Genomic DNA, 24,379 nt, shown 5'->3' with positions numbered 1-24,379 from the left:
TATGGTTCGATCGTTTGAAGGTTTTGATGGAGTGTGAAAATTCGAACCAATAGAGACTCATTTTTCACAGAAAAAAGGGGGAATGGTGAATGAAGACAGAAAACATATCAATCAGCTCAAATGATTTTTTCAAAATTTTTGATTCTTTAGATGACGCCATTTATATTGCGGATAAAAATGGGACGACTTTATGGATGAATAAAACAAGCAAAGAGTCGTTCGAAGGAATGGACATTATCGGTAAAAATGTAAAAGAACTCGAAAAGGAGAAAGTATTTCAACCGTCCATTATTAAACAGGTCATCGAAACAGGAGAGCGGATTACAAAGGTACAAACCTTAGTAAACGGAAAAAAACATATGACTACGGGACATATTATTCTGGATGAAGAGGGGGAGATCAAGTATGTGATTGCTCACGGCAGGGATATGAGCAAATTGGCTTCCAGTACCCCTCAGCTTGAGTTTGAAGAAATTAATGCACTTCTCAACCGTTACATTCAAGAATTTAGGAAACTGCATTTACATCAATTGTTCAATCAACAGGAGCTTCCTTTTATTGAACAAAGTCCGTCATCCATTCGACTTTCTCAAATTATTGAAACAGTCGCGAGTGTCGATACAACTGTTTTAATCACGGGAGAAACAGGGGTGGGAAAAAATGTAGCCGCCAAAAAAATTCACCAGCTCAGCGAAAGACATAATAAACCATTTATTTATGTAAATTGTGCTGCTATTCCGGAAACATTGATCGAATCCGAACTGTTTGGCTATCAAAAAGGGGCATTTACAGGGGCCAACACGCAGGGGAAGGCAGGACTCGTAAAGCTTGCTGAAACCGGCACGTTGTTTCTTGATGAAATTAGCGAGCTTTCGCTTCCGTTGCAGTCTAAACTCTTACAGCTATTGCAAGATAAAACGTATCGTCCAATAGGGGCTGCTCAAATCCAAAAGGCAAATATTCGAATCATTGCAGCAACAAACAGTGATTTAGAGAAGATGGTAGACGAAGGCACCTTTCGCAGTGATTTATTTTACCGCCTTAACATTCTGCCTATTGCCATCATTCCTCTTAGAGAAAGGAAAGAAGATATTTTTCCTCTCTTGCATTTTTATTTAACGCGATTTAACGGATTACATAAAAAAGCGCGATTTTTCTCGAACGAAGTGATTGACATTCTGCGAAATTATCAATGGCCTGGAAATATAAGAGAATTAGAGAATTTAGTAGAGCAGCTCGTGATTTTAGCAAAACAAGATGAAATTCTTACAGCTGATCTTCCGAAAAAATATCAACAAAAGACGAGGCCAAATACGGACTCACTTCTATCCCTTAATCTTATGGAAGAGTCTCTACAGGGCATCTTGGACCAGGTTGAAAAAGAAGTCATCCTACAAGCCTACAACCATCATAAAACCACAAGAAAAGCAGCGAAAGCATTAGGCATTAGCCAGTCTTCATTCATGAGAAGATTAAAAAAGTACAAGGGATAACTTTCTCATCAAACCGGCTATTTATGTAGAAACAAACACACCTTAGTAAAACACGATAAACAGGAAGGAAGATGAGGAATGGACGTAGCAGAATACCTTAAGAAAAAGTTCCCCCTGTCGAATTAGTCCCAAGCATCTATAATCAATGGGACATTGGCATTCATTTTTCACTTGGTACGGAAATCTATCAATTTAAAGAGAACGGCGGGCTCAATCTTGAACGATTTCGAGTGGTCTATAAGCAAGCCTTCACCATTTTTAATGAATTATTCGAACGAGAGGACGATTTGCTTCTAGTAACCAATATTTATAAGCACAAAAACCAAAAGCAACAAACCAAAAAACTGAAGGTCTATCAACCATTTTTGAAGTGTAAAAACGCTTTAAAACGAATTCAGGTGAGAACATATCCTTATCCGTTTGAGTCGGACGAAGCGAAGGATTATGAAAGGCAGCAATTTTCATTGCTTTGTAAGCGAGAGGACATACGTATGAATGAATTACTGAAGGCAGCATGTAACGAAGACTTTCCGCTGAAACCAAAGTTTGGAGAGGACTTCATTCATTATCCGGATGTTTTCTTTGTGAATACGACAAAAGATATTATTTTCTTTGTTTATGATGATCGGGGATGTGAAGTGATAGCTCGTGAAGCAGATCGAATCCGGCCGCTGTATGAGAACTATTACGATTGGATAGAGGAAGTAGATAGAAAGAAGATTGAAGAAGGACTAGGAAGGCCGGGAATGAAGTAACCAGGACAGATTGTAAAAGCTCATGTTCCCGTTCGTGCTCCTTTGCTTGTCTATCTACTTCATTCCCCAACAAGCTCTAATTTTCTTTTACTGATAATAAAGGGTCCCGCTATTCAGATAAGTCATGCTGTCTGCAGTATCATTATGGATAAGTTGAATTTTATAATTGCCAGATCCGAGTGCATGTTGAGCGATGTCCGCGAGCGGAACATTCACACTGGCGCGAAAATTTCCGATCTTGATGCTTCCTGAGGGTGTTGAATAACCTTCTTTGTATGTTTGAATGGTCAGGACATTCACTTGTTGTTTTGGAGTGACGGTGATGCTTTGAGGATTTTTAAAGTATCTTTCGCTAGCTATCGTCACACTGTTTCCGAAAGTCGTTTCATCATATCTATACACCAGATACCCTGCAGCCTTAACTTTTGCTAACGCTGCTTGTTGGGCTGTTACCGCTTTTGCATTCGATGAACCTATTAAGAGATTGTTTTCATCATAAAAATGAACATAGGAACTTTCATTAGTGTTTTTTGGTTCTGTGTTTAATAAACGCTCTGATGTCTTTGCTTCTTTCATAAGCAGTTCAATTTCTTTACTAGAGTAGGATTTACTTAGATTGCCTTTAGCATCATATTCTTCAATATAAGGCTCTTCTTTCTTTGTTTCTTGTCCAGAGGCTCTAGCCGTCTCTTGTGCAATACTTGTGGGCATGAACATGATTGAAGAGAAAAAAATGACAGCTAGTTTCGTCCACAGATTGTTTTTCATTACATACACTCCTATAACAAATTATTTATCATTCAAATTTTACCATATATGGAATAAATACTATATAAATTAAATTTCGGATAAAAGAAAATCCTCGTACAGTGAGATGGGATTTAGCGTTATATCTATCGCTATTGCGTGTATGATTAGGAGATTACTTGCAATCATGCTATACTAAGAAATAATGTAATTGAGAATGTTTTTCATGTAGGTCGATCAATTACATATACTTTTACAAAAGCTATGTAAGGGGGATGTGTAAGATGAGCCATCAAGAAGGAATAAATGCTGTTGAAGAAAACATTATAAATCGTAGAACGATTAAATCTTTTAAAAAGGAACCGATTAGTCCTGAAGTGATTATTGAGTTATTAAACGTGGCCAAGTGGGCACCCAATCATAAGTTAACAGAGCCGTGGCGATTCCAGTTATATGTAGATGAAGGAAAAGAAAAATTTATCCAAGCCTACATTCATTCACAGCCAAAAGTGGATGGTGACGTTTCAGAAAAAGTGAAGAGGAAAGCCCAATATTTCCGGGATATCCCCGTACACCTTGTCGTTATTATGCCTGAAGATCCTCGCCAAAGAAGGTGGGATGAAGATTATGGAGCGGTCTCCTCGCTCATTCAAAATTTTCAACTGGCTGCATGGGAAAGAGGCATCGGCATGATTTGGCGTACGAATGATTGGATTTATGACCCCGCATTTAGAGAGGAAATCGGTGTCGCGCCTGGGGAAAAAATAGTAGCTACGTTGATGATTGGCTACCCCCAACATGTACCGACTGCACGACCACGTACAGATATCCGCGAGTGTCTAACGATTATCGATAAGTAACACCCTGGCCCGATTGCTGACCGGGAAAAATTCTGTCCACAACACATGGCTACACATGGCTTTTTATCAAACTTTATGTCAAAGCCACACTTGTTCTACTAAAGGATCTTCAAATCGAAGATCCTTTTTCGATCTGGACAGCAGAGATTGCCTAACTCATTCTTTATCTGCCTATTCACATTTGATCACATGGGTGTCTGAAGGGAAGGAATGGCTAATAGATTCAATCGATGAAAATAACTTTTCATTTGAAATAGAAATTATGGACTGCCCGTCATAATCAACCCAGAAGACTGTATCCTTTTGTTTTAAAGAGATAACAGGCAGCTGTACTTTTTTAAGGCCGAAGAGAGTGTTCATTTCTCGCTTATCAAAGCTGAAGAGATCTTGAGAAAGAGACCATGCAGCAAAAAAATTCATGCTTCCTTGCCCGTATAGATAAGGCATAACCACTTGCAATTGAGATAAATTTGTTAACTTTGTTTTTATAAATAATTCTTTTTTAAAGTTAATATGGAGCCTTTCAACCTTGGCCAATGAAAACTCTTTTTCTATCTCTTCTTCCTGATAATCCATATATTCAAAAACAGCATAGATGGGAAAACGGTCTAATTTTTTCATCCAATCGCATAAAAAATTCTCAAATTCTTCATCAATGCTTTGATAATCTATAACATATAGAGCCTTTCCATCTATAGAAAAAGGAAAGTATCCACCTGCATCTGGTATATCTCTTATACAATTTTTCGGAAGAAAACCCACTTCAAGATCCATCATGCCGTCTCCTTTAAGAATGAATGTATTTTTAATTATAATCTATCCATTCACCCCTTTGTTTTTTTTGACATAGAGAAATTTGCTGGTTAAAAGAAAGATCCCGGCAAACTAAATGGCCGGGATCTTTCTTTTAATAGGGAAACTGCGAGGAGTAATTACTGAATTGCTTATAGGCTTGATCAATTTTTTGCTGATCCTCAGCCTCAAGCTTATACCAGCCATTTTGAAACATTAATTCGTAAAGCTCGCGGCAGCTTTGATGGGTTTCTGAAAGAATTTGAAGCATGTCCGAATACAGCTGTTCGTGGCTTGCTTCACGCACAGCAATGTTCAAGCTGTCAGTTAAGTATTTACATGTGCTGAGACCATCATTAATAAAGTCACGATCATTCATCTCTGGACTTTTGACTTTCGGCAATTGTCCTGTTTGCGGATTGGCAATTTGATTGGGATTTTGCTGATTTGACATTTCATCGACCTCCTTTTGGTTCTTTACGAATGCTGTCCCTGTTGAGGAGTAGGCAAGCTGGCTAATGCAGCATTGTTATCTACTTGCAGATGGGTAAGCAATTTTTGAAAGTGATTTTGATGCATTCTTCCTGCTTTTTCGAGCGCTTGCTGGATTTCTGGATTGCTCACCTGTTGAGCGAAAAAATGAAGCTTTTTAAATGCCAGAAGTTCCCATGATAATGCATCTTTTAAGTAAAGCAAGTCTTTCGTTGTAAGAACTCTTGGTGGGTTCGGAATCGGTGCTTGTGTATTCTGCATGAAAAGACTCCTTTCGTTTTGTCGAGTATCACAGTGTAGGATGAGCAAAGAATCGTCCTCTTATGCGCAAAAAGTGTATATACTGATTTACAGCAAAGCCCTATAAAAAAATCTTCCGTTATTTTATTTAATCATCTGTCCACGCTGCACAATAAGCGATGATAAAATAGTTTATACATTCAGTTTTTAATTTACAGGAAGGATTCGTTTAAAAGTGAGAAGAGGGGGATTTATAGAGTGTTAAAAAACAGGAAGATCATCATAACAGGTGCGGCTTCTGGTATTGGAAAAGAAATGGTGAAACAATGTTTGCAGGAAGGAGCTGCAGTCATTGCCTGTGATATAAATGAAGACTCCTTACATGAGTTAAAACAGGCCATGAATGGCCATGAATTTCTTTACACCTATCCGTTAGATGTAAGCAAATATGAAGAGGCGGTCTCATTTTTTGCCTATGTGGAGTCAGAGCATGCTGATGCAGATAGTTTAGTGAATAACGCAGGCATCTATTTGGCGAAGAATATACTGGATTATCAAGAAGATGAAATTGATCAAGTGTTAAATATAAATGTTAAGGGATTTATTTACTTCACACAGATGTTCGGCCAGCAGTTGTTCTCCAATCAGCGTAAGGGAGTGATCGTGAATATGTCTTCAGTATCAGGGATAGAAGGCAGTTCAGATGCAATTTACGGAACATCAAAAGCGGCCATACTAGGCTTAACTAAAAGCAGTGCCATGAATTTCTCACCGTATATCCGAGTGAATGCAGTCGCTCCTACGATAGTGAACACGCCGATGATGGGAGTGATACCTGATTGGAGAAAAAAAGAGTATGTAACTCACCAGCTCATTAATACGCCTGTGATGCCTGAAGATGTGGCCGATACGGTTATCTTCTTATTATCAGATAAGTCCAAGCATTACACAGGAGCAACATTCGATATAAATAATGGGGGCTATTTAAGGTAGTTTCAGTCACATTTAGCCGATACTTTGCTCCGAGAACTAAGTGCCTTGCGGTGAGAATTAAATAACTATATTTCACCCCGTTTTAAGCCTGAAACGGGGTTTTACTTGTTTAAGATTTTACACTCAAACGGCCATTCGTACAAAGTTTAGAGAAGTGCGAATTAGAAAGGGTTATCCGCACCCGTTGTAGAATTAAATATGGATATCAAACATGCAGGAGGGAAAATGAATGATTCATAAGATCGGTCAAATCATGTTATATGTAAACAATCAGGACGAAGCAGTAAATTTTTGGACGGAAAAAGTGGGATTTCATGTGATTTCTGAAGAAAATAACGGCCAAGGAATGAGATGGATTGAAATCGGTCCAACAAAGGAGGCAGAAACGACTATCCTTCTGCACAATAAGGAATTCGTGGCCAAAATGTCACCTGGATTAAATCTGGGCACACCTTCTTTAATGTTTTTTTCAGAAAACCTCGATACGTTACATAGCGACTTATTAAATAAAAAAGTTACAGTCGGAGACATTGTAAATATGCCCTCTGGCAGAGTATTTAACTTTGCAGATAGTGAAGAAAATTACTTTGCCGTCATGGAAAAAGTAAATAACTAACGTTAATCAAGCCTTATTCTAAAGAAACCACCTACTCATTTTTTTATGGGCAGGGAGAACCGTTTGCATGGCATTAAAAAACTAAAACCGCCTGACAAAATGAGCTCTTGTGGCGGTTTTAGCAATCTTCATACAGAACGGAGAGAAACAATGAAGAATAGATATTTTCTAACCTTCTGCAGGGGCTAATGCTTTCTTATTTAGCAAAAACAGCTTTTTTATTTGTAAAATCAACGTGTGGATAATAAGCATTTTTAACTAGAATATTAGGACCTAAACATTGAACGCCTGAACAATGACAATTGAGATCAGCAGCGAGCTTGGATTGATTCCATGTTTCATAAGATTTCTGCAAGGTAGTCGTCTGAACATTTCCTAAAGGCGGCGCATCCCCAAAATCTGTGACGATAATCTCCCCCGTAAAGATATTAATATTCAAGCGAGAACGGCCATCAGGATCGTTACGAACGGTCACATTCTTTTCAGTGCGCAGCCGTTTGAGCAACTGCTGTGTGCTTTCATCCGAGCTACAAGCATAAAAAGGAAGAGTACCAAACAGCATCCATACATCTGGATCACGTATATCAAGCAGGTGATGAATGGCCTCCCTGATTTCATCAAGAGAAAGCGACTCAAGCGCACTTGCGAAGTCGCTTGGGTACATAGGATGAATTTCATGGCGAGCACATTCCATTTCTTCTACGACCTGTCGGTGAATCTTTTCTAGGTAAGGGAGCGTGCTTTTATTTAACATGGTTTCAGCTGATACCATGACTCCCATGCGAGACAATTCGCGGCTGTTATCAATCATTCGCTGGAACAAAGCTTCACGCTGCTGCAATGTCGGCTTCCGCGCCATATTGGCAAAGCCTACTTCTGCAAATTCTTCTGTTGTGCCCCAGTTATGGGAAATATGTAGAACGTCTAGGTACGGAGCAATTTCCTCATAGCGAGAAAGCTCCAGCGTCAAGTTAGAATTAATCTGTGTGTATACATCCCGTTCGTGGGCATATTTTAATAACGGCAGCACATAGTTGCGAACAGAAGCTTTTGACAGCATAGGCTCGCCGCCAGTAATACTTAAGGCCCGCAAAGCAGGCACTTCATCAAGCCGCTGGATAAATAGATCGAGCGGTAAGGCATCAGGGTCTTTCGTTTGCAGCGTGTAACCCACTGCGCAGTGCGCACATCTCATATTGCAAAGAGTCGTTGTCGTGAACTCTACGTTTGATAATTGTATATGTCCAGCTTGCTGTACATCGAGGTAAGCTTCCCATGGATCAAATACAGGTGTAATCGTTTGTTTCATGTTTAACCCTCATTTCTTTATACAACGAACTATTATACTGTTATTTTCTCAATAAATGAACAGGGAAAATGAAAGGAAGCCGCCTCCCAAGGGAAACAGGGAGGAATTTTATTATGTTCTCAGAATTTGAAAATTCTCTCAGGCCGGAGTCCTATTTTTTCTATTTATTATGTAAATAGTTAGCGAAAAATTCCATGTATGTTACAATGTAGGCTGTAAGAGAAGTAAGTGAAGGGAGAGTTATCTATGAAGAAATGGTCTGCAATCCTGGGAGCTGTTTTGCTCACTGGAGGAATATTAGGGGCTTGTTCAGAAAAAGAAACGAAAGAACAGTCTACAGAGAAGCCTGCAGATAATTCCGCAGAAGAAACAACAGAGAAGCCGGTAGATAAAGAGGTAACAACTCAATCGCCAGAACCGGCAGAGGAGCCAGCGGACAATACAGACAAAACAGACAATGCGGATAATGCGGACAAGCAGCCAGCTGCACCCAAAGAGCCAGCTGCTAATATAACGGAAGCGACAGGTGTATTTAATGGCATGGCCGATCCACATACGGTAGAAATTGAGGTGGATGGACAGCCGCAATCCTTCCAGGTTGCCCCTGACAGTGACATGATGAAGAAATTTGATCAAATGGAAGAAGGGACAAACGTCACGTTCACCTATAAAAAAGAGGGGGAACAGCTGATCCTTCAAGAATTGAAAAAGATTACCGCTAAAAAAGACAGCGCCAGCACAATTATTGAAGCAAAAGGAGTGTTTAACGGTGTCGCTGATCCGCATACAGTGGAAGTTGAAGTAAACGGACAGCCACAATCCTTCCAAGTAACTCCTGGTAGTGACATGATGAAGAAATTTGACCAAATGGAAGAAGGAACAAACATCACGTTTACTTATAAAAAAGTGGGGGAACAATTGGTGTTTCAGGAGTTAAAAGCGGCAAGCAGCAATGACACAAACACTGAAGCAAAAGGAACTTTCAATGGCATGGCCGACCCACATACGGTAGAAATTGAAGTGGATGGACAGCCACAATCCTTCCAGGTTGCCCCTGACAGTGACATGATGAAGAAGTTTGATCAAATGGAAGAAGGAACAAGCATCACGTTCACTTACAAAAAAGAGGGGGAACAGCTAATCCTTCAAGAACTAAAATAAAGAGAAACCAACGGACAGAAAAAGGGAATTCCCTTTTTTTGTCCGTTTTTCTATTATGGTTCTTATGAGGGAGGCTCCGATAACGCTCAGCGACTGGAATGTATATCCACACGCCTAATGAACAAACCTTCTGTTTTAAAGAAAGTAGGTTCACTTGGATTAAAAGGCCTCTGAGAGGGAATAGGAAGTTTATATAGTTCATGACAATAATAAACAGGAAATGGAGGAGTTCGATGAATACTTCTGGGATGCTTAGAGGCTATCTAGCAAAGATGATGAGTAATGAGAGCTACTTTTACCATGTGATAAATTGCATGGATGTACAATTGAATGATTGGGGACAAGAGGCTATTTTGCTGTTTGACTGGAATGAGTATGAAGAAGTCATTTATGCATCTTTTATCATTGAGGACTATTTATATACATTCTCGCTTGACAAAGAAAAGGCGGCCGAATTACAGGAAAAGAGTCCTTATTCACTGGATCGCTATATGTGGGAAGCGCTCGTTAAACAGGGATTTCATTTACAGGAAAGCAACTACATTCATATGGCCTTCCTGTAAATGGAGAGAAAAAACCGGCAGCCCAAAATTAGAGCGGCCGGTTTTTTCATCAATGTCTAATTTGTCCGGTTCCTTCTACGAGTGACTTTACTGTCGTAAGGGCTCTTAACCCCATTGGCCCACGGGCATGAAGCTTTTGGGTACTGATGCCGATTTCTGCTCCGTATCCAAATTGTTCACCGTCTGTAAAACGAGTGGAAGCATTATGATAAAGAACTGCGGCATCAATCGCCCGGAAGAATGTTTGCACATGTTCTCTGTTCTCTGACACAATCGCTTCTGAGTGTTTCGTTCCATATGTTTGAATATGAGTAATAGCCTCTCGGACACCTGTCACTGTTTTTACAGCAAGAATCGGAGCTAGATACTCAGTGTGCCAGTCTTCTTCTTCTGCTTGTTTAACAAATGAAAATTCCTCTGCCAAATCAGCCGATCCGCGCAGCTCAACGCCTTTTTCGGCGATTGTGTGCAAGAGCTCTTTTCGGTAAGGCCAATGTATATCAATCAATAACGTTTCAGCTGCATTGCAGACAGAAGGTCGATGGAGCTTCGCATTTTCTGCAATGGCAATGGCCATATCTTTCTCTGCGCTGCCATCAATATAGACGTGGCAATTCCCTACACCAGTTTCCAACACAGGTACGGTCGCCTGTTTGATCACAGTCTGAATTAAGCCTGCTCCGCCCCGTGGAATGAGCACATCCAAGTATTCATTTAAGCGGAACATTTCAGTCGCTGTTTCTCTGCTTGTGTCTTCCAGCAATTGCAGTGCATCTTCTGGAATCGAAGAAGTTTGCAAAGCAGCTTTCATAACTTTTACCAATGCAAGATTGGACCGAGCTGCAGAGGAACTCCCGCGGAGCAGGACTGCGTTGCCTGCTTTTAAGCATAGAGCTGCGGCATCAACCGTAACATTCGGCCGTGCCTCATACACCATGCCGATCACGCCGAGCGGCACGCGGACTGTCCGAATATTTAATCCATTTTCAAGCGTCCACTGTTCTGTTGTTTCGCCAACCGGGTCTTTTAGCTTAATTAATTGTCGGACGCCATCAGTCATTTGGCCGATCCGTTCCTCCGTTAACTGCAGTCGGTCTAGTAAAGGTGGAGCAAATCCGGCAGTTGTTCCATCTTCCATGTCCCGGGCATTTTCCTGTAAAATAAAATCTGCATTGGCAAGCAACGCTTGAGCTATTCTTTCTAGCGCCTCGTTTTTTTCTGCTTCATCCAACATAGCCATTTGATAAGAAGCCGTCTTTAATAGCCTTGCTTTCTCCAGTAATTCTCCCATTATCTCCACTCCGTTCTCTTTGTTAAATAAATACTTTTGTAGTTACCCAATTATCACGATGAATGACCTCAGCCCGTTCATTGATAGAATAATGACGCGCTTGTGCACCAGCCTGGCCTTTCACTTTTTCAAGGTCTGCAGAAGAATAAAAAACCTGTCCTTTGCCGAGCACTTCTCTTTTTTGATTTAAGACCGTGACCACGTCCATGGCATGGAACAAGCCTTCAACAGATAGAACGCCAACGGGCAGAAGGCTTTTTCCTTTTGAAAGAATCGCCTGCTCGGCTCCTTCATCTACTACGATCGCTCCGTTTGTTTTTGCATGATGGGCCAGCCACTGTTTTTTCATTTGCATATGACTTTTGAAGGGAGCGCCAATGTATGTGCCTGCTCCTTTTCCTTCAAGAATATCCATCAGCTTCTCCTTGCCTGTGCCGTTGCCAACAAACACTGGCACTCCAAGAGATAGCGCTTTTTTTGCTGCTAAGAGCTTTGACCTCATTCCTCCGGTACCAATAGAAGTGCTGCTGTCACCAGCATACGACAACAGGTCATCTGTCACTTCAGGAATAAAGTGAAACCGTTTTGCTTCGGGGTTATGAACAGGGTTGCTGTCATAAAGCCCATCAATGTCGGTAAGGATAATCAAGGCATTCGCCTGGGTAAAACCGCTCACAAGTGCAGACAGCATGTCGTTATCCCCATAAGTAAGCTCCTCAATGGAAATAGAATCATTCTCGTTAATAATCGGAACAGCGCCTGCCCGCAATAATTCCGACATCGAAGTATAAAAATTATGAAAGCGACCGCGGCTGTAAAAGTCTTCCTTCGTTAACAGCATTTGAGCAGCAACGAGGCCAAAAGGAGCAAGCAAGGAAATATACTTCTGAATCAGCAAGCTTTGCCCAACCGCTGCCGCTGCCTGCTTGGCGGCTACTGCTTTAGGCCGAGAGTTATAGCCAAGAGACCGGAACCCCGCGGCAATGGCTCCAGAAGAAACGACTATGACTTCATGCCCATTTTCACGAAGCTTTGCGATTGCAGACACATGGTCTTGAACTTTTTCTTCCACAATATTTCCTTGTTCATCCGTCAGGGAACTGCTGCCGATCTTCACAACAACCCGTGATTTCTTCACAATCCATCATCCTTTTCTCGTATATAAAAAAAACAGCATGCCCCTCCTCCTTAAAAAGGACGGAGGGCATGCTGTTCCGCGGTACCACCTTTATTGGCGCATAGAAGCGCCCGCTTTAAACCCCGTAACGAGGGAAAACGGCTTATGTTGTCATAAGCGATGCTTAATAAGGGCAGGTTCAACAGCTGCCGGCGAGGAACCTTTCAGCCGGTGGGTCCCACTCTCTGGCGCCTTTCACGTGTTTACTAATCCCTTGATCGTTTAAGTATTCATGACTATTCATAATTATCTATTATTTTTTTGATTTGTCAAGAGGAGGAGGAGGCTCACAAAAGACTCCGGACTTTTTGACTATATCTAGGAAATGTTTAAGAATGCGTGCTGTTAATCCCCAAATAATCCGGTCTTCATAAAAATAAAAATATTCATCCATTGGGCGTGCCTGCCAATTATAATCTTTCCCCCCGATGATGAGATCAAACGGAAAGCCTTCCTCCGGTACCACTTTAAAGTTAATCGAGTGGCAGTCTGGGACAGCTTTCAATAAATAATCCAGCGGGACAGTGAACACCTCTTCTACTTCCTCTGGATTAGTATTTAATTGGCTGGTCGGCAACGCTCCCACAAATGGAAAGATAATAGTACCAAAAGGGGATAGCATAAAATCAAGCGGAAAAGTATGGTGTATATCTGAGGGTATAACGCCAAGTTCTTCTGCCGTTTCGCGTATTGCAGTGAAGCGCTCGTCTTCATCTTCCGGATCGCACTTTCCACCCGGAAAGCAAACTTCTCCGGGCTGCCGGCGCATCTTATGTGAGCGCACTTCAAACAGGACATGGATGTCTCCTTCTTTTTCAACAAGGGGAAGAAGAACAGCAAACTTCGTAAAATTTTCACTGCCTAAAATGGCTGGCGTCCGTTCTTGAAAGTATTCAAATAACTGCTTTATTTCCATAGCGGCACCTCTTCTTTACGATATGTTTGTCTTTATTATAGTTCATTCGATGAGAATTGTGTAAAAAGGAATCTGGGCACCTACATTCATACTGGAAATTGTCATAAAAACTCGCCATTTGTTGAAAGGTTTTTGATGAAAAATAAAAGAATTTTAGACATAGTAATAAGGGGGAGAGGATAGAAGTGAAAACCAATGAAACAGAATCCATTTTATCAAATCATTTGCCAGTTGAATGTAATAGTTGGCGTAACGCTTTTTTAAAAGCAGTTTGTGATCCTCTATGTGTCTTTGATCAGAATGGGAAAATTATTGCTGTAAATGAGGCATTTGAACAAGAATACGGCTGGAAATTAAATGAAATACAGGAGGACCTTCTGCCAGTCGTTCCCATACATTTAGAAGGTGAGTTTAGCTTTTTAAAACAAAAGCTCATGTCTGGAGAAACCGTCCACCATTTTAAAACGATTCGCCGGCACAAAGAGGGTTCTTTTCTTCATATGAAAATTTCTATGTCACCTGTATTGGATGCCAATGGACAATTCACCGCTGCGGTTTGCGTCACAAGAAATATTACTCGAAAAATTGAAACAGCCCTCTTATTAGATCGAAAAGTAGAAGAATTAAAAGAAAACGAAAAAAAATTCCTCGACATCTCAGAAAATATTAACGATATTTTTTGCGTATACGACCGTTTTACGAACCGGCTCCTTTATATCAGCCCTTCTTATGAAAAAGTGCTAGGACATCCAAAAAGTAAGATCTATCAAGACCTCAGCTCCTTCATATCAGTTATTCATCCGGAAGACCAGGAGAGATTTAAAAAGTTTGCCAGAGAAGAAGTTTACGGAGAACGAGCAGAAATTGAATACCAGGCTATTCACAAAGATAGCTCTGTTATCTGGCTTCGATCGCGTAAGATCATTGATGAGCGCTTTGAAAACCGGGTCATTGTGATCACACAAGATATTACCAGCTTAAAAGAGAAAGAAATCTTATTGAATAAGAGAGATAAATTAAGTGCAGTCGGACAACTTGCGGCTGGCATTGCTCATGAAGTAAGAAACCCCTTAACCGCTATTAAAGGCTTTACTCAGTTGTGGGGACAAGAAACTCATCATCAATACAGCCAAATTATTCTTTCCGAGCTTGATAGAATTGAGTCAATCATGCAGGAATTTTTAATGCTCGCCAAGCCAAATCAAGAAATGTTTTTTACCGAAAAGGACATTAACAGCATTTTAAGAGATACGATTGCCTTCATGGGGCCCGAAGCTGTACTCTATGGGGTAGAATTAGTTCCCATGTTAGCAGAAGGGCTGCCTTTAGTCAGAGTCGAAGAGAAGCAGATGAAGCAAGTCATTTTAAATTTAATTAAAAATGCCATTGAGGCAATGCCTGATGGAGGAAAGGTAACCATTTGTACAAAACAGGCGGCCAATGGTTCTATTTGCATTGAAGTATCCGACAATGGCATTGGCATTTCTCAAGATCGTATCCCGCATCTGGGAGAACCGTTCTATTCTAATAAAGAAAAAGGAACGGGCCTAGGATTAATGGTTAGCTTCAAAATTATCGAGCATCACAAAGGCAAAATCTTCTTTGAGAGTGAGGAAGGAAAAGGCACAAAAGTAGAAATCCGGCTGCCAGGCACTGATCTTAAATAGTGTCTTGAATGTCTTTTAGATGGTTTTTATGGAATAATCCGTAAAAACCTGTATAATAATCAAGGAATAAGCAGAAGGGACTGAATTATGCGCAGATATCAATATTTTTAACTCACCGACAATTTACCTTAGGAGGGAAAAGTATTGATTAAAGATTTGTATACAGAACGGTTACATTTAAGAAAAATGACGATTGCCGATTCATCAAGCTTATTTAAAATATGGGCTGATCCTGAAGTAACTCAATTCATGAATATCCAGCATTTCACCAATGAAGACGAGGCGAAAGAAATGATTACTTATCTTGAAAAGTTATCTCAAGATAATCAAGCGGTTCGTTTCTCTATTGTTGAGGTGCTATCCAATGAAATTATCGGCTCTTGCGGTTACAATTCCTTGGATTTTGATAATGCCAAAACTGAAATTGGTTATGACATAGCTAGAATGCATTGGGGCAATGGCTATGCAACAGAAGCCGTATCAGCCTTGATTGATTACTCCTTTAACGCGTTAAACTTTAACAGGGTGGAAGCTAAAGTGGAGCCTGAAAATGTCAATTCTATTAAAGTGCTAAAAAAACTAGGTTTCACTTTCGAAGGAACACTGAGACAATGTGAGAAAGTGAAAGACAAATTCGTCGATCTTAATCTTTATTCTAAGTTAAAGTCAGATTAACTTTTTATTTCGGTATTGGGGAAATCACCCGTCGTGTGTCCGAATGAGGCTTAATGAAAAAGGTCGAGAGACTAGAAATTTAAAATTATAGTGTTGCCATTTATGATCATTTGTTGTAGTATGTAACATAATTTCAAATGAACTGTTTAAATTTGCGAAAAGCACTGACAAGGACATGGGTTACTTTTACGGTTTTCAGAGAGGGAAGAGCAGGCTGAAATCTTCCTAACGCAGGAAAGTAGCTTACCGCCTTTGAGCTGTATTGGGGAACTTGAAGTATCCAATGCCGTTTATGCTACGTTACAGCACCAGAGCCATAAGCCATCCATTGAGCTTATGGGAAGTTGGGTGGAACCACGGGTTAATGCACACTCGTCCCTTGTTGAGGGATGAGTGTGTTTTTTTATTTTACCAACAAAAAAATAAGGATTACTGCGATGAGAAGGACACGAATTATTTTTACGGCTTTCAGAGAGGGAAGAACAAGCTGAAATCTTCCTAGCTTAGGGAAATAATTTACCGCCTTTGAGCTGTATTGGGGAACTTGAAGTATCCAATGCCGTCTATGCTACGTTACAGCACCAGAGCCATAAGCCATCCATTGAGCTTATGGGAAGTTGGGTGGAACCACGGGTTAATGCACACTCGTCCCTTGTTGAGGGATGAGTGTGTTTTTTTATTTTACCAACAAAAAAATAAGGATTACTGCGATGAGAAGGACACGAATTATTTTTACGGCTTTCAGAGAGGGAAGAACAGGCTGAAATCTTCCTAGCTTAGGGAAATAATTTACCGCCTTTGAGCTGTATTGGGGAACTTGAAGTATCCAATGCCGTCTATGCTACGTTACAGCACCAGAGCCATAAGCCATCCATTGAGCTTATGGGAAGTTGGGTGGAACCACGGGTTAATGCACACTCGTCCCTTATTGAGGGATGAGTGTGTTTTTTATTTATTTTTAAAAGGAGTGTTTAGGATGATAGGCAAGGAAAAAATCAAAGTTACACTTTCAGACGGAAACATAAAGGAATTTGCGAAAGGCACAACAGTGGAGACTATAGCCAATTCCATCAGCCTCTCCCTGGGGAAAAATGCAGTTGCAGCAAAGGCAGATGGGGAATTGGTAGATCTAAGTCATCATCTGCAAAAAGATGTGGAGCTTTCTATTTTAACACTGCACTCTAAAGAAGGATTGTCTATTTTGCGGCATACATCGGCTCATGTATTGGCACAGGCAACGAAAAGACTTTATGGAGAGGTGAAATTAGGAATAGGGCCAGTCATTGAAAATGGTTTTTACTATGATATGAAATTAAATCATAGCTTGACTCCAAAGGACTTGCTTGCGATTGAAAGAGAGATGAAGAACATTGTAAAAGAGAATTTACCAATCAAGCGAATCGACGTGTCTTACAAAGAAGCTGAAATGCTGTTTAAAGAAAGAGAAGAACCATTCAAGTTAGAAATATTAAAGGAGATCGGACAGGGTGAGAAGATCACTCTTTACCAACAAGGAGAGTTTATTGACCTTTGCCGTGGTCCGCACCTTCCTTCTACAGGATTGATCAAGGCATTCAAACTAACTCATGTCTCGGGAGCTTATTGGCGGGGCGATAGTCAAAATGACGTTCTCCAACGGGTGTACGGTGTAGCATTTAACAGAGAAAAAGAGGTAGAGGAGTATTTGAATTTCTTGGAAGAAGCAGAAAAGCGAGACCATCGCAAATTAGGAAAACAGTTGGAACTGTTTATGTTTTCTGAAGAAGCACCCGGCATGCCGTTCTATCTACCAAAAGGCCAAATTGTCAGGAATGAACTAGAGGCATTTTTGCGGGAGCTGCAAAAGAGTGCCGATTATGACGAAGTGCGCTCACCATTTATGATGAATCAGCGGGTGTGGGAACAGTCCGGTCACTGGGATCATTATCACGAAAATATGTGTTTTTCTGAAGTGGATCATGCTAGATTTGCTCTGAAACCAATGAATTGTCCGGGTCACATGCTCATTTTTAAAAATAACCTATACTCTTATCGAGATCTGCCCATTCGTTTCGCTGAGTTCGGTCAAGTCCACCGACATGAATATAGTGGTGCCTTAAACGGAATGTTCCGAGTCCGTACGTTTTGCCAGGATGATGCTCATATTTTCGTGCGAGAGGATCAAATCGAGAGTGAGATTAAGCAAGTATTTTCTCTGATTAACAAGGTATATCGCACGTTTGGTTTTGAGTATTCAGTGGAGCTTTCCACTCGTCCAAAGAATTCACTCGGCACTGACGACCTTTGGGAGATGTCTGAGGGAGCATTGAAAAATGTCCTCGAAAGCTTAGAGATTCATTACGAGATAAATGAAGGGGACGGAGCGTTTTATGGACCAAAAATTGATTTCCATATCAAAGACGCCTTGAAGCGAAGCCACCAATGTGCCACAATCCAGCTGGATTTCCAAATGCCAGAGAAATTTGGTTTAACCTATATTAATGAACATAACGAGAAGGTCCGTCCCGTTGTGATTCACCGTGCTGTGTTTGGCTCCATTGATCGTTTCTTTGGCATTTTAATTGAACACTTTGCAGGTGCTTTTCCTGTTTGGCTTGCACCGACTCAAGTCGAAATTATCCCCGTTTCATCGGTTCATCTCGACCATTGCTTGAAAGTTGAATCCGAATTAAAACAATCAGGAATAAGAGCGAGAACTGATAAAAGCGAGGAAAAAATCGGATACAAAATAAGAGAAGCCCAGATAAAGAAAACTCCATACATTCTAGTGCTAGGAGACAACGAAGTGAAAGAGAAGACAGTAAACGTCAGAAAGTATGGAGAGCAACAATCGAAAATGGTTTCGTTGGCTGACTTCAAGAAGACAATTCTGCAGCAAATAAAAGAACGCAGGAAATAAGAAAAGAGCAAGGACATTTGAGAATAAAAAAGTCGATCCCTTTAAGGAAGTCGGCTTTTTTGTTCTTACATTTGCTTACCTGATCATGCGGGACATTCATCTTACTTGATTGCTTGCAGCGGGCCTTTTCATTTGATGAAAAAGAAGAGTTTGTTAGTATGAATAGTTAGGGAAATAATTAGGAAAAAGAGAAAAGAGGAGTGAATATGATTCAATTTGAAAAGGTCTCAAAAAAATACCCTGATGGGACCATAGCTGTTCAATCTATTGATTTATCCATACGCAAAGGAGAGTTTCTTATTCTGGCCGGCCCAAGCGGCTGCGGAAAAACAACGACTTTGAAAATGATTAACCGGTTAATTGATGCGACAGAGGGCACGATTGCTATCAACGGAAAAAATATAAATGATTATAATATTCATGAGCTCCGTTGGAACATCGGTTATGTTCTTCAGCAGATTGCTCTGTTTCCACACATGACAGTCCAAGAGAACATTGCTGTGGTACCGGAATTAAAAAAATGGAGCCGGCCCCAAATAAAGAAGAGGATAGATGAGCTTTTACTCATGGTAGGACTGGACCCCCATACATATAGAGATCGAAAGCCAACAGAATTATCGGGCGGCCAGCAGCAGCGAATAGGTGTGGCTCGCGCCTTAGCCGCCGATCCGGACATCTTATTAATGGACGAGCCATTCAGCGCTTTGGATCCAGTCAGCAGGGAGAAAATGCAGGATGATATAGTTGAGTTGCAAAAACGCATTCATAAAACCATTGTGTTCGTGACCCATGACATGCAGGAAGCCTTTAAGCTGGGAGATCGAATTTGTTTAATGAAAGAGGGAGAAATTGTTCAGATCGACACCCCGGAGGCGATCTTTAACGATCCGGCCAATCAGTTTATTGAACAGTTTATCGGTACAGCTCGCCCGTTCACACTGGGAACACTCACAGCTGAACAGGCTCTTGAAAAACAACTCGTTCTTGTAAAACAGCCAGGGATCCGGACGATTCAGGCAACCTTGCCGTTAGAAGAAGCGATTGACCTGTTGCTGCAAGCCGAACAGGTCCAAGTCGAAAAAGACGGGAGAATTATTGGCGTGCTTACGAGACAATCAGCCCTTGCTTATTTATCGGACAGGCTGAAGGAGCGACGGACACATGGATAACTTTATCGATGTTTTTAATGAACGCAAGGCGGACATGCTGCACTCGCTGCTTGAGCATGTACAACTTTCTCTGATTTCCCTGTTTTTCGCGGTACTGATCGCTATTCCCCTTGGCATTTATTTAACGAGGCATAGAAAGGCCGCAGAAAGTATTATCGGCATGACTGCCGTTCTTCAAACCATTCCATCACTCGCTTTGCTTGGATTAATGATCCCGATATTTGGAATCGGTCGGCTGCCGGCCATTATCGCTCTGGTTATTTATGCTCTGCTTCCCATTCTTCGTAATACATACACGGGGATTACCGGGGTTGATCCCTCACTTTCTGAAGCCGCCAGAGCGATGGGAATGAAAAACCATCAACAGTTAATCAAAGTGGAGCTTCCACTCGCTATGCCGGTGATGATGGCAGGCATCCGGACAGCCATGGTGTTAATTGTCGGAACGGCCACATTGGCAGCTTTAATCGGAGCAGGGGGCTTGGCGATATTATTCTGCTCGGTATTGACCGCAATAATGCCTCCTTGATCGTTCTTGGAGCTGTCCCAGCCGCGTTGCTTGCTATCTTCTTTGATATTGTGCTGAAGGCCGCAGAGAGAGCTTCATTTAAGCGCTCACTGATGGTGACGGGGATAGCTGTTCTGGCAGCTTGTGTGCTCCTGCTGGCCCCATCCCTCATGAAAAACAAGCAGGAGACGCTTGTTATTGCTGGGAAATTGGGCAGTGAACCTGAAATATTAATGAATATGTACAAACTGCTCATTGAACAAGATACCGATCTGCAAGTGGAATTAAAACCAGGGCTCGGGAAAACATCTTTTGTCTTTAATGCTCTGCGCGCGAAAGAAATTGATATTTACCCGGAATTTACAGGAACGGCTCTTTCTGAATTTTTAAAGGAGGAAGCAAAGAGCACAGATCGGCAAGCGGTGTATCGACAAGCGCAAACCGGTTTGCTTGAAAAGTATGATATGGTACTGCTCCGCCCGATGGCTTACAATAACACTTACGCATTAGCCGTGCCGGATCAAACAGCACAAACATTGAGCCTAAAAACAATCTCGGATTTAAAAAAAGTGGAAAAACAAATGAAGGCAGGGTTTACATTAGAGTTTTCTGACCGTGAAGATGGCTACCGTGGCATTCAAAAAAATACAATCTCCATTTTCCATTCGTCAAAACGATGGAGCCCAAGCTGCGTTACCAGGCTATCAAGTCGGGAGATATTAATTTAATAGATGCTTATTCTACAGATAGTGAGCTGCAACAGTTCCATTTAACAGTGTTAGAAGATGACCTCCATCTATTTCCACCATATCAAGGAGCCCCATTGTTAAGAGAGGAAACATTGAAAAAGTATCCGGAGGTTGAACAGACACTAAATAAGCTGGCAGGAAAAGTGACCGATGAGCAGATGCGAGAGATGAATTATAAAGTGAATGTAGCGAATCAAGAAGCAGAAAAGGTGGCGGAGGAATTTTTAAAAGAGGAAGGACTTTTGAAATAGAAAAATCTGGTTGGACAAAAAAATGAAAATGTTTTACAATAATTTTGCACTAAACTATTGTGAAAAGATTCTAAAAAATTGTAAAATGGTACGTATATAATTATTTATCCCTTTACTTTTCACCAAATTCATATACAGCAAGGAGACAGTGCGAATGAAAGAACATACTATCCAACTCAACTTAAGTCCTGAAAGAAAGCCAAAGCCACAAGGAGAAGAACTGGGCTTTGGAAAAATATTCACGGACCATATGTTTATTATGGATTATACGGAAGGGCAAGGTTGGCACGATCCACGTATTGTTCCCTACCAACCACTTTCATTAGATCCAGCCTGCATGGTCTTTCATTATGGGCAGACTGTGTTTGAAGGATTAAAGGCGTATCTTACTGAAGACAATCGAGTGCTATTATTCCGTCCTAAGAAAAATTTTGAACGCTTGAATCGCTCCAATGAGCGTCTTTGTATTCCTTCGGTGGATGAAGACTTTGCTTTGGAAGCGTTAAAGCAATTAATCTCAGTAGAAAGAGACTGGATTCCGAGTGCAGAAGGCACGTCTCTCTATGTTCGCCCATTCATCATTTCTACCGAGCCGTTTCTTGGAGTAGCGCCATCAAACCACTATAAATTTATCATTATTTTATCGCCGGTTGGTGCTTATTACAAAGAAGGCATTCATCCGGTAAAAATACTGGTTGAAAGCGAATATGTTCGTGCGGTTGCCGGAGGGACAGGAGAAGCGAAAACAGCCGGTAACTATGCTTCCAGCTTAAAGGCGCAGGAAGTGGCTGAACGTCAAGGATATACTCAAGTTTTGTGGTTAGATGGCTTAGAAAAGAAATACATTGAAGAAGTAGGCAGCATGAATGTCTTCTTTAAAATCAACGAAGAAATTATCACACCTGCTTTGAATGGCAGTATTTTAGAAGGTGTCACAAGAAACTCTGTCATCGAGCTTTTAAAATCTTGGGGACTGACAGTAACCGAACGCCGCATTGCTATGGAAGAAATTCGTGAAGCATATAAGGCTGGACAGTTAGAAGAAGCCTTTGGCACAGGAACAGCAGCGGTTATTTCTCCAATCGGAGAATTATTCTGGAATAATGAGAAGATGGTCATTAACGAGGGTGTAACTGGTCCAATCGCTAAAAAGCTGTACAGCTCTATTACCGGTATTCAAAACGGCAAGGAACAAGATCCATTCAACTGGACAGTTGAAGTAGAACAGTATGCCGAAGTAAAATAAAAATTTTCCCAAAAACTGATAGAGTTTGATAACAAAGAAAAACTAAAGGATCGGTACACCTTAAAAGAGAAGCGATTCGCTTCTCTTTTTTTATTGCTCTCTATGCCTCAGCTCATATAGCATTAAATAGGGAGACGGGTTTCAAACTCATTCGAGTAAACCCAAGCTGTCACGAGGGAGAGGCCCTTATTACATTCTTTTTGAAAAAGTTTCTTTGATCGCTGCTCCTGACAATACAAAGAGCAGAAGCCTTCCTGAACGGTTAGGGTTTGTAGAAGAGGGGACGATCCGACAAGCCGAATGGTTATACAATCATTATGGAGGCCATGTTATTTATGGAATGTTAGCTAGTGAGTGGAAAGAGAAGAACTCATCCCCATATCAAAAGTAAGAGACAACATGCCAACCTGATTAAAGCGCTTTTCTTCTAAGATTTGAAGGGAGAAGAAGGATCAGAAACAAATGAAAAAGCCCCTGAATGCATAGAGGCTTTTTCATTGACTGTTAAATATAAGATTGCTCCATATCAGGCTTTTATCGTAAATAGTGCTTCGTTTGCACTAAAGAGAACCACTCTATTCTTGATCCACAAATTTAACAAGCATATGAGCTAGGTGGTGACGCTCATCCTGTGTCCCGACATTCCAAAGCTCTTGAAGAAGCTTCTCTTCTCTGTTTTTCGGCTCGGCATGATCAGCCAGATAGTCGGCAATTTTTTCTGTAGCAATCGCCAGTTGCTCTTCATTTAAACCGATCTTTTCAGCGAGTTCTATTCTTTTTTTCAAATAAGATTTAAAGGAATTGAAATTCTCAAGAATGCTGTCCATTCTTTCGGGGCTTATCCGTTCAAGTGTATCATCCACCATATCCGGCTGCAGTTCCCCGTCTTTATGAATCGCGTGATTTTCTTCTGTCATCAGTCATTCCTCCTTTACTGTTTCGTTATGCCCCCTTTGCTTGTTTTCAAACCTGCAACAGATGAATTTTCAGCGATTTAAGGTCTAATGCGAACTGGAGTACCGATTGGAATGGTTCTAGCCAGTTCTTCTACATCACGGTTATACATGCGAATGCAGCCTTTAGAGACAAACTTGCCGATAGAAGAAGGATTATTCGTTCCATGAATGCCATAAGATTTCTTCGATAAACTCATCCACATCGTTCCGAATGGGCCGCCTGGGTTTGGTGCTTTATTAATAATAACAAAATCTCCAGTTGGCGTTTCAGTCAGCATTTTACCAACCCCCACCGGATAGACTTTTTGTACTTTCCCCTGACGAAATAAGGTTAGCCTGCGCTGTGACAATGAAACGCTAATTGAATAAGGAAGAGAAGAAGGATCAGGAAGTCCCGGGATACGCAGCTGCTGGCCGGGATAGATAGAATGAATATTGATCCCCGGATTGGCTGCAATCAGTTGAGAAACAGGAATGCGGTAATCCGCTGCAATAGACGTCAATGTTTCACCGCTCTTAACAATATGATTCATCGGCTCACCTGATTTTATATATTTTTAAAACAAGTATTTATGAAAAGATGCTTCTCCTGATATTCACTTACGTATATGAAATAAGAGAGTAAGATATACGCTTTAAATAAAAAGAGTCAGGCACATCCAAAAGAGGGAAGAGAATATGAATAGGCCCTTATAAGATTGTATCGTTTAGTCGAAAGAATCCTTTCATATGGAACAGACAGTAACACAACTAAGCCGAGAGGCAGAGTCCAGTTTTTATGAAATCGCTGAGAAGATGGATAATTTCCTATGAAAGTCACTCTAAAAATCTAGCCATCTTTTACTACTGTAAAG

At 41.0% G+C, this 24,379-nt stretch carries 21 protein-coding genes, 4 pseudogenes and 3 other annotated features; of the genes and pseudogenes, 15 read left to right on the top strand and 10 right to left on the bottom strand.

All coding sequences use genetic code 11. From position 1 onward, the window contains the following. Nucleotides 1–89 precede the first annotated feature (89 nt). Together CJ483_RS01815 and CJ483_RS01810 are read left to right on the top strand one after the other, a co-directional pair. Nucleotides 90–1,493, top strand: a complete 1,404-nt coding sequence (locus CJ483_RS01815) for a sigma-54 interaction domain-containing protein (RefSeq protein ID WP_120031380.1) — start codon at nt 90–92, stop codon at nt 1,491–1,493. A 78-nt stretch (nt 1,494–1,571) separates the two neighbouring features. Further along, nucleotides 1,572–2,248 (top strand): annotated as a pseudogene (locus tag CJ483_RS01810) (DUF3885 domain-containing protein). 87 nt (nt 2,249–2,335) lie between these two features. Here the strand turns inward: CJ483_RS01810 and CJ483_RS01805 are convergent. Next, nucleotides 2,336–3,016: a hypothetical protein gene (locus CJ483_RS01805; protein WP_120031378.1), complete on the bottom strand. Its 681-nt coding sequence runs from the start codon at nt 3,014–3,016 to the stop codon at nt 2,336–2,338. A 263-nt stretch (nt 3,017–3,279) separates the two neighbouring features. Here CJ483_RS01805 and CJ483_RS01800 point away from each other — a divergent pair, with 263 nt between their 5' ends. Continuing rightward, complete coding sequence (locus CJ483_RS01800) at nt 3,280–3,855, top strand: nitroreductase family protein (protein ID WP_120031376.1); 576 nt, start codon at nt 3,280–3,282, stop codon at nt 3,853–3,855. A 171-nt stretch (nt 3,856–4,026) separates the two neighbouring features. On the opposite strand, the gene CJ483_RS01795 is transcribed toward CJ483_RS01800, so the two are convergent. From CJ483_RS01795 to CJ483_RS01785, 3 genes are all read right to left on the bottom strand, one after another. Continuing rightward, on the bottom strand, nt 4,027–4,632 hold the full coding sequence (locus CJ483_RS01795) for a hypothetical protein (protein ID WP_259455535.1): 606 nt from the start codon (nt 4,630–4,632) through the stop codon (nt 4,027–4,029). Between the two features lie 130 nt (nt 4,633–4,762). Beyond that, complete coding sequence (locus CJ483_RS01790) at nt 4,763–5,101, bottom strand: spore coat protein (protein WP_120031372.1); 339 nt, start codon at nt 5,099–5,101, stop codon at nt 4,763–4,765. A 23-nt stretch (nt 5,102–5,124) separates the two neighbouring features. After that, on the bottom strand, nt 5,125–5,400 hold the full coding sequence (locus tag CJ483_RS01785) for a ferritin family protein (RefSeq protein ID WP_120031370.1): 276 nt from the start codon (nt 5,398–5,400) through the stop codon (nt 5,125–5,127). Between the two features lie 237 nt (nt 5,401–5,637). Here CJ483_RS01785 and CJ483_RS01780 point away from each other — a divergent pair, with 237 nt between their 5' ends. Next, on the top strand, nt 5,638–6,372 hold the full coding sequence (locus tag CJ483_RS01780; protein WP_120031366.1) for an SDR family NAD(P)-dependent oxidoreductase: 735 nt from the start codon (nt 5,638–5,640) through the stop codon (nt 6,370–6,372). 229 nt (nt 6,373–6,601) lie between these two features. Beyond that, nucleotides 6,602–6,988, top strand: coding sequence for a VOC family protein (locus CJ483_RS01775; protein WP_120031364.1), 387 nt, complete (start codon nt 6,602–6,604; stop codon nt 6,986–6,988). A 196-nt stretch (nt 6,989–7,184) separates the two neighbouring features. On the opposite strand, the gene yfkAB is transcribed toward CJ483_RS01775, so the two are convergent. Continuing rightward, nucleotides 7,185–8,297 (bottom strand): radical SAM/CxCxxxxC motif protein YfkAB, encoded by a 1,113-nt coding sequence (gene yfkAB / locus CJ483_RS01770; RefSeq protein WP_120031362.1) that lies wholly within the window; start codon nt 8,295–8,297, stop codon nt 7,185–7,187. Between the two features lie 246 nt (nt 8,298–8,543). On the opposite strand from yfkAB, the gene CJ483_RS01765 reads away from it, so the two are divergent. Together CJ483_RS01765 and CJ483_RS01760 are read left to right on the top strand one after the other, a co-directional pair. Further along, the gene (locus CJ483_RS01765; protein ID WP_120031360.1) at nt 8,544–9,458 is read left to right on the top strand and encodes a hypothetical protein; all 915 of its coding nucleotides are present in this window, start codon (nt 8,544–8,546) and stop codon (nt 9,456–9,458) included. A gap of 233 nt (nt 9,459–9,691) precedes the next feature. Continuing rightward, on the top strand, nt 9,692–10,021 hold the full coding sequence (locus CJ483_RS01760) for a hypothetical protein (RefSeq protein ID WP_120031358.1): 330 nt from the start codon (nt 9,692–9,694) through the stop codon (nt 10,019–10,021). 49 nt (nt 10,022–10,070) lie between these two features. Here the strand turns inward: CJ483_RS01760 and CJ483_RS01755 are convergent, their stop codons facing one another. The 3 genes from CJ483_RS01755 to CJ483_RS01745 form a co-directional block, all read right to left on the bottom strand. Next, nucleotides 10,071–11,312 (bottom strand): glutamate-5-semialdehyde dehydrogenase, encoded by a 1,242-nt coding sequence (locus CJ483_RS01755; RefSeq protein ID WP_120031356.1) that lies wholly within the window; start codon nt 11,310–11,312, stop codon nt 10,071–10,073. Nucleotides 11,313–11,334: 22 nt separating this feature from the next. Beyond that, nucleotides 11,335–12,450 carry a glutamate 5-kinase gene (gene proB, locus CJ483_RS01750; RefSeq protein WP_120031354.1) on the bottom strand — a complete coding sequence of 372 codons (1,116 nt, stop codon included), beginning with the start codon at nt 12,448–12,450 and terminating at the stop codon, nt 11,335–11,337. A gap of 292 nt (nt 12,451–12,742) precedes the next feature. Further along, nucleotides 12,743–13,405: an NUDIX hydrolase gene (locus tag CJ483_RS01745; RefSeq protein WP_120031352.1), complete on the bottom strand. Its 663-nt coding sequence runs from the start codon at nt 13,403–13,405 to the stop codon at nt 12,743–12,745. A gap of 185 nt (nt 13,406–13,590) precedes the next feature. On the opposite strand from CJ483_RS01745, the gene CJ483_RS01740 reads away from it, so the two are divergent. The 8 genes and pseudogenes from CJ483_RS01740 to CJ483_RS24825 all read left to right on the top strand — a co-directional run. Continuing rightward, entirely contained in the window at nt 13,591–15,072 is a 1,482-nt protein-coding gene (locus CJ483_RS01740; RefSeq protein WP_120031349.1) for a PAS domain-containing sensor histidine kinase, read from the top strand. 144 nt (nt 15,073–15,216) lie between these two features. Beyond that, the gene (locus CJ483_RS01735) at nt 15,217–15,747 is read left to right on the top strand and encodes a GNAT family N-acetyltransferase (protein WP_120031347.1); all 531 of its coding nucleotides are present in this window, start codon (nt 15,217–15,219) and stop codon (nt 15,745–15,747) included. A gap of 155 nt (nt 15,748–15,902) precedes the next feature. Then, nucleotides 15,903–16,130: a binding site (T-box leader), on the top strand. Nucleotides 16,131–16,175: 45 nt separating this feature from the next. Continuing rightward, nucleotides 16,176–16,403 (top strand) — a binding site (T-box leader). A 45-nt stretch (nt 16,404–16,448) separates the two neighbouring features. After that, nucleotides 16,449–16,676 (top strand) — a binding site (T-box leader). Between the two features lie 47 nt (nt 16,677–16,723). After that, on the top strand, nt 16,724–18,646 hold the full coding sequence (thrS, locus tag CJ483_RS01730) for a threonine--tRNA ligase (RefSeq protein ID WP_120031345.1): 1,923 nt from the start codon (nt 16,724–16,726) through the stop codon (nt 18,644–18,646). A gap of 206 nt (nt 18,647–18,852) precedes the next feature. Continuing rightward, the gene (locus tag CJ483_RS01725) at nt 18,853–19,815 is read left to right on the top strand and encodes an ABC transporter ATP-binding protein (RefSeq protein ID WP_120031343.1); all 963 of its coding nucleotides are present in this window, start codon (nt 18,853–18,855) and stop codon (nt 19,813–19,815) included. Beyond that, nucleotides 19,808–20,437: pseudogene (locus CJ483_RS25615) on the top strand (ABC transporter permease); the annotation flags it as partial. The gene CJ483_RS01725 and the pseudogene CJ483_RS25615, both read left to right, overlap by 8 nt. Before the next feature lie 77 nt (nt 20,438–20,514). Then, nucleotides 20,515–21,323 (top strand): annotated as a pseudogene (locus tag CJ483_RS25610) (glycine betaine ABC transporter substrate-binding protein); the annotation flags it as partial. A 154-nt stretch (nt 21,324–21,477) separates the two neighbouring features. Further along, a complete protein-coding gene (locus CJ483_RS01715) occupies nt 21,478–22,569 on the top strand; it encodes a branched-chain amino acid aminotransferase (RefSeq protein WP_120031341.1) in 1,092 nt (363 codons plus the stop codon). 229 nt (nt 22,570–22,798) lie between these two features. Beyond that, nucleotides 22,799–22,960 (top strand): annotated as a pseudogene (locus tag CJ483_RS24825) (GNAT family N-acetyltransferase); the annotation flags it as partial. A 184-nt stretch (nt 22,961–23,144) separates the two neighbouring features. On the opposite strand, the gene CJ483_RS01705 reads toward CJ483_RS24825, so the two are convergent. Both CJ483_RS01705 and CJ483_RS01700 read right to left on the bottom strand, forming a co-directional pair. Next, on the bottom strand, nt 23,145–23,486 hold the full coding sequence (locus CJ483_RS01705; protein WP_120031339.1) for a DUF3243 domain-containing protein: 342 nt from the start codon (nt 23,484–23,486) through the stop codon (nt 23,145–23,147). Between the two features lie 77 nt (nt 23,487–23,563). After that, nucleotides 23,564–24,058, bottom strand: a complete 495-nt coding sequence (locus CJ483_RS01700; protein ID WP_120031337.1) for a L,D-transpeptidase family protein — start codon at nt 24,056–24,058, stop codon at nt 23,564–23,566. Between the last annotated feature and the right edge of the window lie 321 nt (nt 24,059–24,379).

Origin of the sequence: Bacillus sp. PK3_68, assembly GCF_003600835.1 — a bacterium.
Classification (GTDB): Bacteria; Bacillota; Bacilli; order Bacillales; family Domibacillaceae; genus Pseudobacillus.
This window is presented reverse-complemented; position numbering and strand designations above follow the sequence as displayed.